This is a genomic window from Psychrobacter sp. TS_SC_6, from assembly GCF_056156305.1.
Map to the genome: position 1 here is coordinate 1,796,211 of NZ_CM149590.1, position 17,268 is coordinate 1,813,478.

The 17,268-nt window shown below is 40.3% G+C and carries 16 protein-coding genes and 3 pseudogenes; 11 read left to right on the top strand and 8 right to left on the bottom strand.

What is annotated here, in order from left to right; all coding sequences use genetic code 11:
• Positions 1-71: 71 nt before the first annotated feature.
• Positions 72-968 (top strand): competence protein CoiA family protein, encoded by an 897-nt coding sequence (locus AC0J5Y_RS07575; RefSeq protein ID WP_475130148.1) that lies wholly within the window; start codon positions 72-74, stop codon positions 966-968.
• A 35-nt stretch (positions 969-1,003) separates the two neighbouring features.
• The gene (locus AC0J5Y_RS07580; RefSeq protein WP_475130149.1) at positions 1,004-1,543 is read left to right on the top strand and encodes a Holliday junction resolvase-like protein; all 540 of its coding nucleotides are present in this window, start codon (positions 1,004-1,006) and stop codon (positions 1,541-1,543) included.
• Between the two features lie 220 nt (positions 1,544-1,763).
• Here the strand turns inward: AC0J5Y_RS07580 and AC0J5Y_RS07585 are convergent, their stop codons facing one another.
• The gene (locus AC0J5Y_RS07585; protein WP_475130150.1) at positions 1,764-2,516 is read right to left on the bottom strand and encodes an IS5 family transposase; all 753 of its coding nucleotides are present in this window, start codon (positions 2,514-2,516) and stop codon (positions 1,764-1,766) included.
• A gap of 628 nt (positions 2,517-3,144) precedes the next feature.
• On the opposite strand from AC0J5Y_RS07585, the gene AC0J5Y_RS07590 reads away from it, so the two are divergent.
• Positions 3,145-4,455, top strand: coding sequence for a ShlB/FhaC/HecB family hemolysin secretion/activation protein (locus tag AC0J5Y_RS07590; RefSeq protein WP_475130151.1), 1,311 nt, complete (start codon positions 3,145-3,147; stop codon positions 4,453-4,455).
• A 1-nt stretch (position 4,456) separates the two neighbouring features.
• Here the strand turns inward: AC0J5Y_RS07590 and AC0J5Y_RS07595 are convergent, their stop codons facing one another.
• Positions 4,457-5,299, bottom strand: a complete 843-nt coding sequence (locus tag AC0J5Y_RS07595) for an IS3 family transposase (RefSeq protein ID WP_475129900.1) — start codon at positions 5,297-5,299, stop codon at positions 4,457-4,459.
• Positions 5,300-5,328: 29 nt separating this feature from the next.
• Positions 5,329-5,640: a transposase gene (locus AC0J5Y_RS07600; RefSeq protein WP_058025686.1), complete on the bottom strand. Its 312-nt coding sequence runs from the start codon at positions 5,638-5,640 to the stop codon at positions 5,329-5,331.
• Between the two features lie 53 nt (positions 5,641-5,693).
• Between AC0J5Y_RS07600 and AC0J5Y_RS07605 the strand changes: the two genes are divergently transcribed.
• The 5 genes and pseudogenes from AC0J5Y_RS07605 to AC0J5Y_RS07625 all read left to right on the top strand — a co-directional run bounded on the left by AC0J5Y_RS07605 (position 5,694) and on the right by AC0J5Y_RS07625 (position 9,497).
• Positions 5,694-7,214 (top strand): DUF637 domain-containing protein, encoded by a 1,521-nt coding sequence (locus tag AC0J5Y_RS07605; RefSeq protein ID WP_475130152.1) that lies wholly within the window; start codon positions 5,694-5,696, stop codon positions 7,212-7,214.
• A gap of 5 nt (positions 7,215-7,219) precedes the next feature.
• Positions 7,220-7,660 (top strand): transposase family protein, encoded by a 441-nt coding sequence (locus AC0J5Y_RS07610; protein WP_475130068.1) that lies wholly within the window; start codon positions 7,220-7,222, stop codon positions 7,658-7,660.
• 8 nt (positions 7,661-7,668) lie between these two features.
• Positions 7,669-8,052: pseudogene (locus tag AC0J5Y_RS07615) on the top strand (transposase family protein); the annotation flags it as partial.
• Positions 8,018-9,001: a polymorphic toxin type 43 domain-containing protein gene (locus AC0J5Y_RS07620; protein WP_475130153.1), complete on the top strand. Its 984-nt coding sequence runs from the start codon at positions 8,018-8,020 to the stop codon at positions 8,999-9,001. The pseudogene AC0J5Y_RS07615 and the gene AC0J5Y_RS07620, both read left to right, overlap by 35 nt.
• Positions 9,002-9,086: 85 nt before the next feature.
• Positions 9,087-9,497 (top strand): hypothetical protein, encoded by a 411-nt coding sequence (locus AC0J5Y_RS07625; protein WP_475130154.1) that lies wholly within the window; start codon positions 9,087-9,089, stop codon positions 9,495-9,497.
• 137 nt (positions 9,498-9,634) lie between these two features.
• On the opposite strand, the pseudogene AC0J5Y_RS07630 reads toward AC0J5Y_RS07625, so the two are convergent.
• The 5 genes and pseudogenes from AC0J5Y_RS07630 to AC0J5Y_RS07650 form a co-directional block, all read right to left on the bottom strand.
• Positions 9,635-10,018 (bottom strand): annotated as a pseudogene (locus AC0J5Y_RS07630) (transposase family protein); the annotation flags it as partial.
• An 8-nt stretch (positions 10,019-10,026) separates the two neighbouring features.
• Positions 10,027-10,467: a transposase family protein gene (locus AC0J5Y_RS07635; RefSeq protein WP_475130068.1), complete on the bottom strand. Its 441-nt coding sequence runs from the start codon at positions 10,465-10,467 to the stop codon at positions 10,027-10,029.
• 138 nt (positions 10,468-10,605) lie between these two features.
• Positions 10,606-10,833, bottom strand: a complete 228-nt coding sequence (locus AC0J5Y_RS07640) for a hypothetical protein (protein WP_475130155.1) — start codon at positions 10,831-10,833, stop codon at positions 10,606-10,608.
• Between the two features lie 492 nt (positions 10,834-11,325).
• A pseudogene (locus tag AC0J5Y_RS07645) lies at positions 11,326-12,074 on the bottom strand (IS5 family transposase).
• A 77-nt stretch (positions 12,075-12,151) separates the two neighbouring features.
• Positions 12,152-12,667, bottom strand: a complete 516-nt coding sequence (locus AC0J5Y_RS07650) for a hypothetical protein (RefSeq protein ID WP_475130156.1) — start codon at positions 12,665-12,667, stop codon at positions 12,152-12,154.
• A 164-nt stretch (positions 12,668-12,831) separates the two neighbouring features.
• On the opposite strand from AC0J5Y_RS07650, the gene AC0J5Y_RS07655 reads away from it, so the two are divergent.
• From AC0J5Y_RS07655 to exaC, 3 genes are all read left to right on the top strand, one after another.
• The gene (locus AC0J5Y_RS07655) at positions 12,832-13,134 is read left to right on the top strand and encodes a helix-turn-helix domain-containing protein (RefSeq protein ID WP_475130157.1); all 303 of its coding nucleotides are present in this window, start codon (positions 12,832-12,834) and stop codon (positions 13,132-13,134) included.
• A 297-nt stretch (positions 13,135-13,431) separates the two neighbouring features.
• On the top strand, positions 13,432-15,246 hold the full coding sequence (locus tag AC0J5Y_RS07660; protein ID WP_475130158.1) for an NAD(P)/FAD-dependent oxidoreductase: 1,815 nt from the start codon (positions 13,432-13,434) through the stop codon (positions 15,244-15,246).
• 420 nt (positions 15,247-15,666) lie between these two features.
• On the top strand, positions 15,667-17,193 hold the full coding sequence (gene exaC / locus AC0J5Y_RS07665; RefSeq protein ID WP_475130159.1) for an acetaldehyde dehydrogenase ExaC: 1,527 nt from the start codon (positions 15,667-15,669) through the stop codon (positions 17,191-17,193).
• The last annotated feature ends 75 nt before the right edge of the window (positions 17,194-17,268 follow it).

Sequence of the window (17,268 nt, forward strand, 5' to 3'; positions counted from 1 at the left end):
GGTCTGTTTTGATAGTCAAATCTTTTTCATAATTACCTCACTCCTAACCAACTAACAAGAGGATGGTAACTATGTCAATGTCAATCGCTGTTAATGAGCAAAAGCAAATCTTCAATGTTAAGCAAGTCGAGCGAGGGCTGGCTTGTATGTGTTTTTGCTTTGAATGCGCGGAGCCTGTGGTGGCTCGTAAAGGTGAAAAGAATGAGCATCATTTTGCACATCTTAACAATAAAGAAAGCTGCACTATTCATCCTGAAAGTATCCTACACAAGTTTGCTAAACAAGTCATTATGCAAGAGAGATATTTAATACTGCCATCCCTACCTGATGACGAACACAGTGAGGATAAAACGTGGCAATTTGATCATTTGATTGAGGAACAATCTGTAGGCTGTATTCGACCTGATATAGTCGCAACGGTTGATGATGAAATGATGTTTATTGAAGTTGCCTTGACTTCTTTCATCGATACTGACAAATCAGATTTTATTAAGCAGTTGGGCATTAAGACTATTGAGATCGATTTGAGAGAAATCATTAAACAAGGTGTTGAGTTGCCAAGTGAGGAAGCCAAAGATTATATTCTAGATTGTGTCAGTAATAAGCAGTGGATATTTCCAGTACCGAGATCGTTAGCAATACCAGTAGCCCCTACACCATTACCTGAGCCTGTCTATAGTTGCCAGAGCAGCACTGACGAGAATAGCAATGGAAGCTTTGATAAAGGCTATACCATCTATCGTTTTACCATCAAACACGCTTGGGTAGATGTCAGGGTCTTTAATTCAGGCATGCTGTCTATTAAATGTGTGACCTACAACCATGATGTTATTGAAATACTAAAGCAATGGCGTAACGAAGGCGGTGGGCAATATAATCAAAAATACAAGTCATGGAATTACTTTAAGCCGTTTTCAGACACTGTCTTTCAACGACTGCAGGAAATGGATATGACTCCCAAAAATTAAAAATAACTCAATTCGATAATACGGAAAATAAGATCATGACTTTTACTACGATACTACTAATAATAATAATATTGCTAATGATGGCGCTACTTGTATGGACTATACAGCGAATACAATTGCAAAATAAGGCTCTACTAGAGAGCGAACGAGATATCTCGCAAATTAAGCACGATATGCTTGAAAAAGAAGCAGGCTTTCAACAGCGATTAGATAAAGACATTAAAGAGGCGCAAAAGCGTTCAAACAACATGCAGCGTAATGTCCTAAAAGGTCAAATTGGTGAACAGTTCACACCATTTATTACTGATTTTCCATACAATCCTTCAGATTGCCGATTTATGGGTGAACCGATTGACTACGTTATCTTCCAGAACTTGCACGAATGCGCTGATGGCAACGTGTCTATTGAAGACGTTCAGCTTATTATTGCAGAAGTTAAAACAGGAAATGCAAGACTCAACCAGCGACAGAAGATTATTAAGCAAGTAATCGAAAATGGGCAGGTCATCTTTAAGGAGCTTAGAATAAAATACTGTGAGGATACGGAAGATATGCGTGTTCAGGTAAGCATATAACCAGTCTTATCTAACCGGTTTCATTCTAAAATAGCCTACCTACCTTTTCAGTCAAAACACTAAAAAACGTTACTTATTGACAAACTTAAGACTATTTAACCGTCTCTAGAGAGGGAATTAAGTTATTGTTTTATATAGTTTTATTATAAATAATAAGCTAAAAATAGTCTTTTTTTATAAAAAGACTATTTTTGTAATCTTAGTAGGGCGTGTTGAACATTCATAATTTTAGCCAAATATAAGCACAAGCGAGCGCCACCGTATTCTCATAACTCTGCTTGAGCTTATCAAATCTAGTGGCAACCGCCCTATACTGCTTTAGCTTAGCAAAGGCATTTTCTACTAAGTGGCGTACTTTATACAAGTCCCAGTCCATATGATCATTAGAGGACTTCGTGTTTGATCTTCTAGGGATGTTATCATGCGTCCCTGCTTGTTCAATATGGGCTCGTAGTGCATCAGAATCATAGCCTTTATCGGCACATAAAACCTCTGTATCGCTTAAATCTATCTTGTCTATTAAATCAGGTGCGACCTTAACATCATGGGTGGTACCATCTGATAAAATAAAGGTCAGTGGATTGCCATGAGCATCAACGGCTAAGTGAATCTTGGTCGCGCGTCCTGCCACACTTTTACTAATGGCTTGGGTGTTCTCATTACCACCACTACTGTGCTGATGCGCTTTGATATGAGTACCATCAATAAATACCCATTCACAGTCAGCGTCTTTGATTAATAAAGCAAACAGCGCAATCAGCTTATTACTCTTAAACCAGCGCTGGTAAGCTTTGTATATTGTATTAGGCTTGCCAAAGTAAGCTGGCAGATCCCGCCAAGGACAGCCAACACGCATACGATAAAGCACGCCTTCAACTGTATTTCTAAGATTTTCTTTGTCATAGATCTTAAGTTCTAGTAAGATAGGTTTCAGTCTTGTCCAGTGTTCATCTTTGAGCATAGTGCGAGGCATAGCGAACGATATCTTTTTTGTGTCAGAACTTAAAGATTAACCGTTCGCTATTTTTTTTGCCATCAATTTCTATCCAATGTTCAACACGCCCTAATTATAAGCATTATTCTGTACAGTTTCTCTAAAAAGTCATTATAAGTAAAAGCTACTCAATATTTCAATCATTCTGATATTACGAAAGCTTGAGAGACAAATACCAGCAATTTACTTAGTGGATCTATACCTGAAATAACAGAGTCATTTGCAAATGGTGGCGCTTTGAAACGAACAGCTAAAAACCCACCTTGTCAGTTTGATACAGGCAGTGATGAGATTGACATAAAAAAAGCGATAATGGTCAATGATGGCAAGTAGCAAAAAGCGCTGCTACCCTTTAGCGTCTTAATGAGATGGAAGATGCGTAACGATGCCAAACTTTACGCAGAATATATGGCTGGGGCATTTGACGTAATACCAAGTTATGTGTACTTAGTCATCAGTATCATTTCCCATATCTACCTAAGCTTAGACTATCGCAATACGATTTCTTTAATTTTAAAAGACCGTTTTAACTTAGTTAAAAATTCTTAATAAAAAATCCTATAAATAATATACAATTATTGTTTACTTTTCCACTATAGACATAGATATGTTACTTGCGAATCATCTAAAACCTGTTTTGATAACCAGTATTCAATTATGCAGCCTAGGCGGTCTTACCTGTCAGGTTTACGCTCAAACAGACTTTACTCAAATAGAGCAGCAGCAATACAATCAATATCAACAGCGACTTGAAAATTTAGAAGACAGGACTTCTAAACCTTTCGTGAGTTTGAGTGAACCAACCATAGGGACAAGCTTAAAACAACCACCGTCTAATGAGAACCCTTGCTTCACTATTTATCAGGTCAACCTACAACTACCCGATGAACCGGCACTCAAAAGACAGTTCGCCACTATTTTAGGCCCTATAAAATACGGACAAGGCTCAATACTAGGCAAATGCATTGGTCAGCAAGGTCTAAATTATGCGATGCGTAATGTACAAAACGAGCTGATCAAACAAGGCTTTATCACCACGCAAGCGACCATTGAGCCCCAAGATCTGACGACTGGTGTACTTAATATCACCATCACACCAGGGCGACTCCATAAAGTATGGCGATCTAAAGACGGTCACCCAAAAACGAATATCAGTAATGCCCTAACCTTGTCAAAAGGCGATTTGATCAATCTAAGAGAGATTGAAACCAGCTTAGAGAACTTCCGCTTGCCGCAATCGGCGATAACCAACATTGATATCATCCCAAGTATTAGTGCCAGTGATAATGAGCGGTATGGCAGCAGTGACTTGGTTGTCGCCCAACAACGCACCACGCCTATACAGTGGCAACTGAGTCTTGATGATTCTGGAAGCGAAGACACCGGAAAGTACCAAGGCACCTTAACCGCCAGCATCGACAATCCTTTGGGTGCCAATGACGCATTAAGTTTGTCTTATACGCATTCTATAGATCCTTGGAATAATACAGACACCCTGTCTAATAATAACAGTCTGTACGTCAACTACCGTTATCCTTATAAAAAATGGCAGCTGCAACTGCTGTATAGCGACTATGACTTCAATCAAACCTTAGCCGGCCTAAACCAAGACATTGTCTATAAAGGTAAATCGAACCAAAGCTCGGTTGGGTTACAAAGACTGGTTCATAGAGACCGCTACTCTAAAACCATTGCCAGCTTTGATGGCTATCATAAAAATTCAAAGAATTACTTTGATGACCAAGAAATCGAAGTACAAAGACGTCGTACCTCTGGCTGGAAAGCAGGTATCAATCATCAGCGGCAAACCTCTTTAGGCGATATGACAGCAAGCGTGCATTATCAAAAAGGCACAGGGGCGCTATCGGCCATCAAAGCGCCTGAAAGCTTTATCAGTGAAGCTGTAGTGGTCAACTAATTTAGGACAGCTTATAAGAGATTTGGTTAAAATAACGTCTCTCTTTCTCTGCTGGTGATAAATAATCGTTAAACGCATGCGGTCTCACGGTCTGATAATAGCCCCAGATGTAATCAACAATGGCAGTCCGAGCTTCAGCGATATCCTCATAACCGCCCTTTGGCATCCACTCTGTTTTAAAGCTTCTGAAGAAGCGCTCAGTCGGAGCGTTGTCCCAACAGTTGCCCTTTCGGCTCATACTTTGCGTCATACCCTCACAACTTGCCACGGATTGGGCAAACTTCTTGCTAGTGTAATGGGTTCCCTGATCGGAGTGAAACAGCACTCCAGTTGGCTGTAAGCGCGTCTGATATGCCATCTGTAGCGCTTTGGTTGTCAGCATGCTGTCAGGCGAATCTGACACGGCAAAGCCCACCACACGCCGAGCATACAAATCTAACACCACCGCTAAATAACACCAGCTGCCTTTAATGCGAATATAAGTGACATCACCCGTCCAGACTTGATTGGGCGCTGATGGGCTAAAATTACGGTTCAGTATGTTGTCATGAGCTTGGTGTTCTTCATCAGCATGCTTATATTTATGTGTTTTTAGCTGGCAACTGATGAGCCCCATCTGCGCCATAAGTTTACCTACCATATAACGGGTCAGCTTGATGCCGTGTTCATTCATTAATATGGCAACGATGCTGCGAGCGCCTGCTGAGCGCTTTGAGTCGTTAAATATTTGGCGGATTAAGGCTTTGTGTTTGACGGTTTCAAGGTTAATTGGCTTGGGCTGCCGTCCATAATAATAGCTGCTTTTAATCACGCCAAACAGCTTGAGCAAAAGGCTTTTACTCATCTGTTTGTCTTGCTCTGCCAGCTGACTTATCAGCGATAATCGCTCAGACTGTCCAAGGCTAGCAGAGCTGAAGCCTTTTTTAGAATGTCGCGCTCCATAGTCAGCCGTTTTACTTGTTTACGCAGTTCTTGGAGTTCTCGCTGTTCATCGGTTAAAGCGTTGCCGACTTTAGGTGCTTGACCACCCATTTCTTGACGGTACTGACTCAGCCATTTCTGTAAGGTGGATTTGCCTATGCCAAGTGAATCAGAAACGTCGGGTATGCTACGGTTGTGATCAGTGACTAAGCTGATGGCTTCAAGTTTGAATTCTCGGGTATATTGGTTGCGTTTGTTGGTCATACTAGTTTCCTTTTTGGGGTAGTATAGCCTCTTATGCGCTGTCCAGTTTTATTATGCCACTACAGTTAGGCGTTCGCTATAACAAAGACCATACCAATGATACTCGTCAAGAGCTATCACAACTACCGACTACCTTAATAGGCGGTAAAGCCTATACCAAGTCAGGAGGTGACACGGTACTAAAAGGTACTATTTTTAACACCTCAAACACTGATGACATCCAAGTTGGATTTGGCCCTTATGCAGAAGCAGACGCAAAATTAATACTAGACGCAGTTCAGCATCAAGTCATAACTACGCACAATCAAGAAAAAGAAAGTACGGTCTGGCAAAAAACTGTAGAACAACGAGATACCGTCACTACTGCGCAGCTGCCTAAATTCAACCAGACGCCAACGATAACCTCACCAAACGGTGTGGTCATAGCTGTTCCTGTGGATGTTGATATTAGTGATAATAATCAAGCCAAACTTGAGATTCAAAGAAGTCAAGCTGAGCTGGGCAAGATTGCCCTTAATTTATCTAAGCAGCCGGGCTATGAGTATTTGGCAGAGCTTGATAAAAACAATGAAATCAATTGGGTACAAGTTCAACTAATTCAAGAACACTTTAAGTTTGAACAAGAAGGATTGACGCCAGGGGCAGCGGCTTTGATCGCTTTGGCTATCGCTGTGGCATCAGGAGGTGCAGGTACTGGGGCTAGTGCATCCTTAGTAGCCGCTCATGCTGCTGGCGTTGCCCTACAGACGCAAGCCATTATTACCTTAATCAATAATAAGGGTGATCTTGGAAAAACGTTTAAAGATATGGCGAGTAGCGATACTATACGCAATATGGCAACTGCGGCATTGACGGCTGGAACACTGCAATATATGAATACCTCGGTAATGCCAGGTGTATTTAAAAACTTATCTATTACAGATTTAAACTCTTTACAAGGTCGATTAGTGAATGGTGTTTTTGAAGGAACAACTTCAGCATTAATTACTACGGGTATTAATGGCGGTAGCCTATCTGATAACTTAGAATTATCTTTGCTTAATAGCGGTATTAATGCTGCCCATGGCTTCGCAGCTAGTGAAATTAAGACAACAGAAAATAATTACATTCTGCATAAAGTATTACACGCAGTAGCAGGGTGCGCTTCAGCCGCTGCTAAGAAAGCTGATTGTACAGCAGGAGCTATAGGTGCATCTGTTGGGGAAGTAGTAGCTGAATTGCTTCCTGATCCCAATATGAGTGACGATTACGAAACATACAAAGCAGCAAGAGAAAAACAGCTTTTTCTCTCACAGTTTATTGCTGGTACTATTGCCACTGTCGCTGGTTATGATGCTGTTGCAGCAATAGATACGGCTCAGACGGCAGTTGCAAATAATCGTCAGTTTAAACAGCGCGAAGTAGAGCGTATTAAGCAATTGGCTGCAAAAAACTCAAAAGCTAGTGAAGCAGACTACTTCATTGCTGGCTGTGCTTTGATTAAATGTTCGGCTCATCTTCCAGTGGATTCTATTAGACCTCTTGCAAAAGTAGCAGAGGGAATTAAAATAACTAATACATTCATAACTGGCTAGGAACCATGCCAAACATAGATAAGCTACTCAAACAAAGTGACGCTGGTTTTAAACGCTATACTGGCATCCATAAAGCCACCTTTCATGAAATGCTGGATGCTATGCAAGAGCATGAATTATCTAAGACCAAATCAGGCAGACCCAGTGCGCTTAGTCTTGAGGAACAAATATTACTGGCCCTTACTTATTGGCGTGAATACCGAACGCTATACCACATCAGTATGGACTTTGGTATTCATGAGTCTTCTGCCAGCCGCATTATTCGTAAAGTAGAAGACGTACTGGTTGATTCAGGCAAGTTTGAACTGCCCAAAAAGCTGCCATGTCGCGTCGATGACGATATCAATTGGCGGGTAGTCATCGTTGATGCGACCGAAACCCCAATTGAGCGTCCAAAAAAAACCAAAGCGACTACTACAGCGGTAAGAAAAAACAGCACACATTAAAAGCGCAGGTTATCGTTCATTGGCAAACAGGCTTGATACTTGATGTGCAAACCTGCAAAGGGTCAATCCACGATTTTAAGCTCTATAAAGATACTTGTCCTGACTGGTTACCTGAAAATACTAACTATCTAGCAGATAGTGGTTATCAAGGTATAGCAAAACTACATAACCAAACCTTCACGCCATTTAAAAAACCTCGTGGTGGTCAGTTATTAGAGATATGCAAACAGGCGAATCATTATCTGGCAAAGTTCCGTATTATGGTTGAGCACAAAATAGGCTTAATCAAATTGTTCAAAATCGTGGCTCATAAATATCGCAACCGTCGTCAGCGCTATGATCTTAGAATGAAGCTGTTTGCTGGTATCGTTAATTCCGAGCTTAACCTATGACTTTCGCAAGAGGTCTATTGAGTATAAAGCCACTAGAAAAATAGAGATACAAGGTGCAACTGCTAAGTATGCAAGCTTAAGAACTGAACTCTCGAAACAAATTCTTGAGACAACAAGCTATGTGCGAACTTCAATTAGAGATGGAGGAGGTTATAATCAAACAAATAAGGAAACACTGTTTCAACCTACACCAACTACAGATAAAGCAAACAAGCTCAATTCAACGTATCAAATTGGAACTCGCGCAGAAGGCGTATTTATTACTGCTGTAGGAACTGGAAGTGGTGCAGTATCCGCAGCTGGGCTCTCTACTTGTGCTACAGGTATAGGCTGTGCGTTAGCAGGAGCAGGTTTAGTGTACTCTTCAGATATTATGAGTACAGGTCTTCGACAAGCCTATTCAGGTAAAACAGAGAACACGCTTGGAGCACAAGCTCTCAACGAGGTATTAGGTATTCCTCTTTCTACCGCTGAAATGGTTTATAGCGCTGCGGGAGTTGCAGGAGAGATTAGTTCTATTAGAAGTGGTTTAAAGCTGGCTGCAAGTATGAATAAAGTAACGATTCCAGTCAATGCTACCAACAAGATTCTATCTTGGTCTGGCTCTGGACCTCAGGCAGGAATCATAGGACTAAATTCTAGTAGCAAATCTAACGGTGCATTGTTAAATTATTATCCTAAAAATGTAGAATATATTTTTGATCCTACTACCTCAACATTTTTAGTTGGTGGTAGAAAATCTCCTGCAATGCATGAATATTTAGCAAACTCAATCAATGCTGATAGAAGTAAAGTGGTTGGGGGTCATGTATATAGAGGAAATGATGGAGTATTTTTAATGAATGAACGATCAGGACATTTTTGGCAAAACTGGACTCCAGAAGTTAGAAAGCAATTTGTCAAAACTATGCAAGGTTATGGAATAAAAGTTAAAATGGATGGCTTTTAAGCGCAATGCTACTAGCATGATTTTATTACGGATTTGTCTGATGTGTTATGCTCGCTTCAGACAAATTCCTACTTGGAAGTATCACATGATCAAAATAATGTCCCCTATACTCAATAGTATATTTCTTATTTATCAAGAAGGCTGGAAATTAGACATAAGAAGTAAAAATTTCAATTTAGATGTCAATATATTCGAAGTAACAATGTCTCTTTTTCCTTTTCTTGAAAAGGAGAAAAGTTTATATATTAGTATGATAGATACCAATAATATTAAAGCAATTGAAAGCTTTCCAGCAAAGGAGATAATAGAAGCGGGCTTCATACAGAATACCTCTTATACAGTCAAGTTAGCTGTTGAATGGCTTGATAACGAAGACAACAATGATTTGAATGTATACTTTTCGACTTATTTAAAAAAAATATTGAATAATAAGGTTTATGAACAAAGAACTAGACAAATTGCAGAAAAGCTTTTTAACTATACCATAAAAAATTGAACAGCTTAAAACAGATAATCTAATTGCTGTGTTATTTTTGATTCCTTATTTATAGTTAACGTCTTTAATAAGACTATTAGCGCTCAAATTTTTAATACTTATAGTAAGAGTTTTAAATAGTAGACCTCTTGCGAAAGTCATAGGTTAAGCTCGGAATTAACGATACCAGCAAACAGCTTCATTCTAAGATCATAGCGCTGACGACGGTTGCGATATTTATGAGCCACGATTTTGAACAATTTGATTAAGCCTATTTTGTGCTCAACCATAATACGGAACTTTGCCAGATAATGATTCGCCTGTTTGCATATCTCTAATAACTGACCACCACGAGGTTTTTTAAATGGCGTGAAGGTTTGGTTATGTAGTTTTGCTATACCTTGATAACCACTATCTGCTAGATAGTTAGTATTTTCAGGTAACCAGTCAGGACAAGTATCTTTATAGAGCTTAAAATCGTGGATTGACCCTTTGCAGGTTTGCACATCAAGTATCAAGCCTGTTTGCCAATGAACGATAACCTGCGCTTTTAATGTGTGCTGTTTTTTCTTACCGCTGTAGTAGTCGCTTTGGTTTTTTTTGGACGCTCAATTGGGGTTTCGGTCGCATCAACGATGACTACCCGCCAATTGATATCGTCATCGACGCGACATGGCAGCTTTTTGGGCAGTTCAAACTTGCCTGAATCAACCAGTACGTCTTCTACTTTACGAATAATGCGGCTGGCAGAAGACTCATGAATACCAAAGTCCATACTGATGTGGTATAGCGTTCGGTATTCACGCCAATAAGTAAGGGCCAGTAATATTTGTTCCTCAAGACTAAGCGCACTGGGTCTGCCTGATTTGGTCTTAGATAATTCATGCTCTTGCATAGCATCCAGCATTTCATGAAAGGTGGCTTTATGGATGCCAGTATAGCGTTTAAAACCAGCGTCACTTTGTTTGAGTAGCTTATCTATGTTTGGCATGGTTCCTAGCCAGTTATGAATGTATTAGTTATTTTAATTCCCTCTGCTACTTTTGCAAGAGGTCTAATCTGCGATACAAAAAACAGCTCCTAATTAGGAGCTGTTTTTTGTCAGGTAACACGATTAAAATTACGTCAACTAACGGCGGTTTTGAACATACGCCACTTTAGATGCATGCTTATGGTTTTGAACCACAAATTTCTTATGCGCAACTTTCTTAACGGCCACTTTCTGAGGGGCTTTATGTTGCTGTCCATGGGAGACTTTATGTTTTACAAAATGCGGTGCAGGTGCGGCACTTGCTTGACCAATCATCGCAAAACAAGCAGTAGCAGCTAGAATAGAACTCATCATTACTTTTTTCATTATCATTTCCTTCCAAATGCTTATCAAGCATGAATTATTAATTAGGATGTATGGCTTACCATCAGACAAAATGTCTTGATATAGCCTTACTCTATCGATAAGGGAAATGATAAAGGATTATGGCTTTACGAAGCTTTATGAAAATTGACGAAAGGTTACAACTGTTACTAACTGCACTCATCTTCTTTAGAAGTATGATGTTCTTGTATTTTGGCTAGTACTGGTAACGCTCACTAGGGGGTATAAAACTCTATCAATACAATTTTTTTGGAAAAGCATAGCCTTGAGCCATGCTGTCGATTTTATAGTTATTAAATTCATATCTAGCACTAGCAGTTCGGTACCTATATAGCGCACCGAACGTATTTCAACAACAGAGTTAATGACATGAGATATCAAAAATCAGTTTTTATTGCGTACCTTGAGGTATGCCTATAGAACCAGTAATACGTCCAGTACCAAATTAATATTAAGTACCTATCGGGCGTGTCATCAATTAAGCCAAATAACACAAGAAACCAGATGAATAGCACTCAAGAAATGACAGGCTAACTTGTCATAGCGAGTAGCAATCGCACGGTACTGCTTTATCTTGGCAAAGAAGTTCTCAATTAAGTGCCGCGCTTTATACAGCTCTTTATCGAAATCTCTTGGCTGCAGTCGATGACACTTGAACGGTATGACTGCATTGCCTTGTACGGCGTTAATCGGTTCAATGACGCGGGCATTAGCATCATAAGCTCTATCGGCAAGCCAGGTTTGGCTAATACTGACATCGAGCAGTTCATCTGAGCCACATAAGTCATGAGCCGCGCCACCCGTTAGATAAAAACCAGTAGGATTGCCTAATGCATCTGTACGAGTATGTATTTTGGTCGTCAGTCCACCTCGGCTTCGCCCAATGGCTTGATCCCTTTTTTTCCAGCGCTATGCTGATGGGCTTTAACAATAGTGGCATCTAGCATGGCATATTCATCATCGGATTGCTCAGACAACTGATTAAAAACCTGTTCCCATACGCCTTTTTTTGACCAACGGCTAAAACGAGTATGAATCACTCTGAAGTCGCCAAAACGTTCAGGTAGGACGCGCCATGGTATGCCTGTCTTGTAGCGGTACAGGACGGCTTCTACAAATAAGCGGTTATCCTTTGCAGTAACACCAACGTCATTTGGTTGACCTGGCAGAATGTCTTTAATTCTCTCCCATTGGTCATCTCGTAGGGCATGTCGTCTTGTCATGGTATCTGGTCTCAGTTCCCTAAATATAGACTGAGTATAGCTTGTTTTAAAATAACTGTGCTAATTGATGACACGCCCTAGTTAATTTTGGCCAATTTTTTATTTTTTATTCTATACGACATTGTGAGTTCATCTGTAGGACAGCATGATGGATCATCTTCTCCATAAGCATATGAAGTAATGCTAATAACCCCATTATTTACGCTTTTTATTTTAGCAGCTACCCCAATCGAGGCTGAGCCTAATTTAGTGTACTGGTTTTTACCAAGGCCTTTGAATACTACTAAATCCACACTTTTTGTTGTTGCATGGCAATTAGTTTCTTCACAGTAATAAAGAAGTGTGACAGCATCTTGGATTCCGTCAGAGTTAACATCTTTCATAACTATGCTTTGGTTATCAAAAGTAAACCTCATTGCTTCACTTTCTAAATACTCATTATCGTGAACAAAATATTTTTCACTTTCTAAGTTTAAAAACTTAACGTTACTAGCAGTCTCACTACTGATAGCTGCTTTAAGCGTTTGTGCGTATGAGGTTATAGACAGTGCGGTAAGTAAGCATAAAGCAGTGGCTTTAATTAAATAATTCATGTAAATACCCTCAAAAAAGAAAAACAAATAAAATCATAGAAGATGAAGTTGTAACCTATGATCAAGAGTAAGTCAAAGTATTAAGAGAACATCGCCAATTTCTGTTGGCGCTGCAATGACAAAAACATATGAGTGTCACCTCAGAACCTTAGGAGAGTCATAACATGACTAAAACACTACAAGAGATGTTAGCTGAGCGCTCTTTAGATAGCCGAGCGCGTATTCAACAACTGGCCGAGCAGCTGCTTTTAGAAAACCAGCTGTCTCGTATCCGTGAAGAGTTAGAGATCTCTCAAAAAGAGCTGGCTCAAACCATGGGTATTAAGCAGCCTTCATTGTCTGCTATAGAAAATCGCGGCAATGATCTTAAAATATCGACCATGAAAAAATATGTTGAGGCTATGGGTGGCAAGCTTCGTATCGACGTTGAGCTGCCAACAGGGAAACACATAGGCTTTAATGTGTAACAATGAATTCAAGTGATTTAAGCGCTAATAAGCCATCTTATAGGTGGCTTTTTTGTTATCAGAAACAGTCTAGTAATAGTATGCTTGAAGTAGTTTTACCGCATTAGTCTATTTAAAAACATATGTTTATAATATTATTGACAAAATATGTTTACAGCAGATATAGTCTTTACGGACAGTGTCTCTTTTAAAGAGGCATGACCCATAAAGATTATACTGCTTGGTATTTAACGGGTCTTGGATTGCTGCACATGGAGTTCAGCAATAGAGTAAAAAACAACCATGGAAGGGGACTTTATGACTATTCAAAAATCAGACAATGAATTATCCGCAAGCCAACAAGTCATTAATTGGCTGCAGGATTTTGATCAAGCCTTGTGTACAAAAGATATTGATAAAGCAGCTGAGTATTTCGAAAAGGAAGGTTACTGGCGTGATTTAGTTTCTTTTACTTGGAATGTAAAAACGCTTGAGGGGCAAGATGAAATTAGAGACATGCTTTCGCATACCTTAGAAAACACTGAACCATATGGCTGGCAGCTTGACGGAGAAGCTGTAGAAAATGATGGTGTGCTAGAAGCTTGGATAAGCTTTAACACCAAAGTATCAAAAGGCTATGGGCATTTACGTTTACGTGACGGCAAAGCTTGGACCTTATTGACTACTATGACCGAACTTAAAGACTTCCCTGAAAAGCGCAAAAAATTACGCTCAAAAGGGGCTGAGCATGGTGTTAACCCTGATCGTTTAACATGGCAGGAAAAACGTGAACTTGAAGAGAAAAACCTTGGTTACAGCGAGCAACCTTATTGCTTAGTTATTGGTGGCGGACAAGGTGGTATAGGTCTAGGAGCTCGCTTACGGCAACTCGAGGTTCCTACAATTGTCATTGATAAACAACCAAGGCCTGGTGATACGTGGCGTAACCGTTATAAATCGTTATGTTTGCATGACCCTGTATGGTATGACCACATGCCATATATTCCTTTTCCTGAAAACTGGCCAGTATTTACGCCAAAAGATAAAGTTGGTGATTGGCTAGAAATGTACACTAAAATTATGGAGTTAAACTATTGGGGGTCAACTGAGTGTATAAGTGCTGCTTTTGATGAAGAGTTACAGCAGTGGAATGTAGAGGTTGATAGAGCAGGTGAACGTTTAGTATTACATCCTAAACAACTAGTTTTAGCTACGGGTATGTCAGGATTACCAAACATTCCTAAAATTTCTGGTATGGAAGATTTTATTGGAGAGCAACAGCACTCCAGCCAACATCCAGGAGGTGAAGCTTATCGAGGTAAAAAATGTGTTGTATTAGGTGCCAATAACTCGGCGCATGATATTTGTGCCGCCCTTTGGGAAAATGGTGCAGATGTCACTATGATACAAAGATCATCGACACATATTATCAAATCAAATACGTTGATGGATGAAGTATTAGGTGGTTTATACTCAGAAGAAGCCATTGAAAACGGAATAACCACCTATAAGGCAGACCTGACTTTTGGTTCTATTCCTTTTAAAATCATGCCGCAATTTCATGAGCCTGTTTATCGTAAAGTCGCCGATTTAGATGCTGATTTTTATAAGAGACTAACTGATGCAGGCTTCATGCTCGACTTTGGTGAAGATCATACTGGTCTTTTTATGAAATACTTACGCCGAGGCTCTGGTTACTATATCGATGTAGGTGCCTCTGAACTTGTAGCGGAAGGTAAGATAAAGCTTAAATCCAAAGTAAGCATTGATCATATTAAACCTCATTCGGTGGTACTAACTGATGGTACGGAGCTAGAAGCTGATTTAATTGTGTATGCTACTGGATTTGGTTCCATGAATGGTTGGGCTGCAAAAATAATTTCACAAGAAGTCGCTGATAAAGTTGGTAAGTGTTGGGGAATGGGCTCAGATACAGCGAAAGATCCAGGCCCTTGGGAAGGCGAATTAAGAAACATGTGGAAGCCAACGCAGCAGGAGGCGTTATGGTTCCATGGTGGAAACTTGCATCAATCTCGACATTATTCTCAATATTTATCTTTGCAACTTAAAGCCAGAATGGAAGGTATAGAAACACCTGTATACGGCTTACAGGAAGTTCATCACTTAGAGTAAGTTAAACGTTACTACTTTTAGTAACCTATGAAAAATCATAAGTAGAATGGTCGTACTAGTTTGATTCAGTACGACCATTTTTCTATTTGATCAGTTATTTTTATAAGTTACTGTACTTACGCAGAAAAAATTTCAAATGTTTATTTTAATGGCTGATATTTCATAGTGAGCTGTAGTTTTTTAATCAACATTGAAGCGTTATTAGTAGCAAATAGAGCTTTCCCTTAATCACTTCATAAATTAATCATCTCAGTTTAGCTATTCAAAATTATCAATCTATATCATTAAAAAATACATAATTTTACATAAAAAATAGCTTTAACTCGAACCAAAATATCAGTAGCATAAAATTATGACTTGATCAGGAAGATCAATTTTAGGGAGTTCTAGATACCTTTATTACACAACAAGGAGTGTTTCATGCTGTACGCAAATCCCAATACGGAAGGTAGCCCAGTCCAATTTCGCGAAAAATACGACAACTTCATCAATGGTGAATGGACCGCGCCACTCGATGGTGAATACTTCGACAACACAAGCCCCATTGATGGCAAAACCATTTGCCAAGTTGCCCGCTCCAAAGAAGCCGACATCGAAAAAGCCCTCGATGCAGCTCATGCCGCCAAAGACGCGTGGGGCAAAACCAGCGTCGCTGAACGTGCCAATCTATTACTCAAAATCGCTGATAGCATGGAAGCCAACCTAGAAGCCATCGCCATTGCCGAATGTTATGAAAACGGCAAACCCGTGCGTGAAACCCTCGCCGCAGACATTCCTTTAGCCATTGACCACTTTCGCTATTTCGCCAGCGCCATTCGTGCACAAGAAGGCGGCATCAGTCAAATCGATGACGATACCGTTGCCTATCATTTTCATGAACCACTTGGCGTCGTCGGTCAAATCATCCCGTGGAACTTTCCTATCTTAATGGCGGTCTGGAAACTGGCACCTGCCCTTGCCGCTGGTAACTGTGTTGTCCTAAAACCTGCCGAGCAAACACCAGCCTCTATTCTGTTTATGCTTGAGACCATCGGTATTGCCGATATTTTACCAAAGGGCGTGCTTAACGTCGTCAATGGTTTTGGCGTTGAAGCGGGTAAGCCTCTAGCCTCCAACCCACGTATCAATAAAGTTGCCTTCACGGGCGAGACCACCACGGGTCGTCTCATCATGCAATACGCTAGCGAAAACATCATTCCTGTCACCCTAGAGCTGGGCGGTAAGAGTCCCAATATCTTCTTCGCCGATGTCATGGATGAAGACGATGATTTCTTAGACAAAGCCGTCGAAGGTCTTGTGATGTTTGCACTGAATCAAGGGGAAATCTGTACCTGTCCATCGCGTGCTCTCGTCCATGAAAGCATTTATGATGAATTTATCAAACGCTGTGTCGCCCGTGTCGAAGCCATCAAAATGGGCAATCCATTAGACACTGACACCATGATTGGTGCGCAAGCAAGCTCAGATCAGTTAGAAAAAATTCTCTCTTATCTTGATATCGGTAAAAAAGAAGGCGCAAAAGTCTTAGTTGGCGGTGATCGAGCCAAACATGACGGTGATCTTGGCAATGGCTATTATGTGCAACCTACTATTTTTGAGGGCACTAACGACATGCGTGTGTTCCAAGAAGAGATTTTTGGACCGGTGCTGGCTGTTACTACCTTTAAAGACGATGAGGAAGCCATGCAAATTGCCAATGATACATTATATGGCCTAGGTGCTGGGATTTGGACACGTAGTGTGCATAAAGCTTATCGCTTCGGTCGTGGTATTCAAGCAGGACGCGTATGGACCAACTGTTATCACCTCTACCCGTCACACGCAGCATTCGGTGGCTATAAGCAATCTGGTATCGGACGCGAAAACCATTTAATGATGCTCGATCATTATCAGCAGACCAAAAACATGCTGGTCTCTTATAGTCCGAAAGCAATGGGGTTTTTCTAAATTCAAAATATGTGCTCTAAAAATATGCTTTTTTCTTACTAGGGCACCGAAATGAAGCAAACAATCGTCTCAAAA

What these genes read in the sequence shown, in the direction of transcription:
- AC0J5Y_RS07640 (WP_475130155.1), bottom strand. Translation starts at nt 10,833, where the DNA reads ATGAAAAAAGTAATGATGAGTTCTATTCTAGCTGCTACTGCTTGTTTT.
- AC0J5Y_RS07660 (WP_475130158.1), top strand. Translation starts at nt 13,432, where the DNA reads ATGACTATTCAAAAATCAGACAATGAATTATCCGCAAGCCAACAAGTC.
- exaC (WP_475130159.1), top strand. Translation starts at nt 15,667, where the DNA reads ATGCTGTACGCAAATCCCAATACGGAAGGTAGCCCAGTCCAATTTCGC.
- AC0J5Y_RS07635 (WP_475130068.1), bottom strand. Translation starts at nt 10,467, where the DNA reads ATGCCAAACATAGATAAGCTACTCAAACAAAGTGACGCTGGTTTTAAA.
- AC0J5Y_RS07625 (WP_475130154.1), top strand. Translation starts at nt 9,087, where the DNA reads ATGATCAAAATAATGTCCCCTATACTCAATAGTATATTTCTTATTTAT.
- AC0J5Y_RS07595 (WP_475129900.1), bottom strand. Translation starts at nt 5,299, where the DNA reads ATGAGTAAAAGCCTTTTGCTCAAGCTGTTTGGCGTGATTAAAAGCAGC.
- AC0J5Y_RS07610 (WP_475130068.1), top strand. Translation starts at nt 7,220, where the DNA reads ATGCCAAACATAGATAAGCTACTCAAACAAAGTGACGCTGGTTTTAAA.
- AC0J5Y_RS07600 (WP_058025686.1), bottom strand. Translation starts at nt 5,640, where the DNA reads ATGACCAACAAACGCAACCAATATACCCGAGAATTCAAACTTGAAGCC.
- AC0J5Y_RS07590 (WP_475130151.1), top strand. Translation starts at nt 3,145, where the DNA reads ATGTTACTTGCGAATCATCTAAAACCTGTTTTGATAACCAGTATTCAA.
- AC0J5Y_RS07575 (WP_475130148.1), top strand. Translation starts at nt 72, where the DNA reads ATGTCAATGTCAATCGCTGTTAATGAGCAAAAGCAAATCTTCAATGTT.
- AC0J5Y_RS07655 (WP_475130157.1), top strand. Translation starts at nt 12,832, where the DNA reads ATGACTAAAACACTACAAGAGATGTTAGCTGAGCGCTCTTTAGATAGC.
- AC0J5Y_RS07605 (WP_475130152.1), top strand. Translation starts at nt 5,694, where the DNA reads ATGCCACTACAGTTAGGCGTTCGCTATAACAAAGACCATACCAATGAT.
- AC0J5Y_RS07585 (WP_475130150.1), bottom strand. Translation starts at nt 2,516, where the DNA reads ATGCCTCGCACTATGCTCAAAGATGAACACTGGACAAGACTGAAACCT.
- AC0J5Y_RS07580 (WP_475130149.1), top strand. Translation starts at nt 1,004, where the DNA reads ATGACTTTTACTACGATACTACTAATAATAATAATATTGCTAATGATG.
- AC0J5Y_RS07650 (WP_475130156.1), bottom strand. Translation starts at nt 12,667, where the DNA reads ATGAATTATTTAATTAAAGCCACTGCTTTATGCTTACTTACCGCACTG.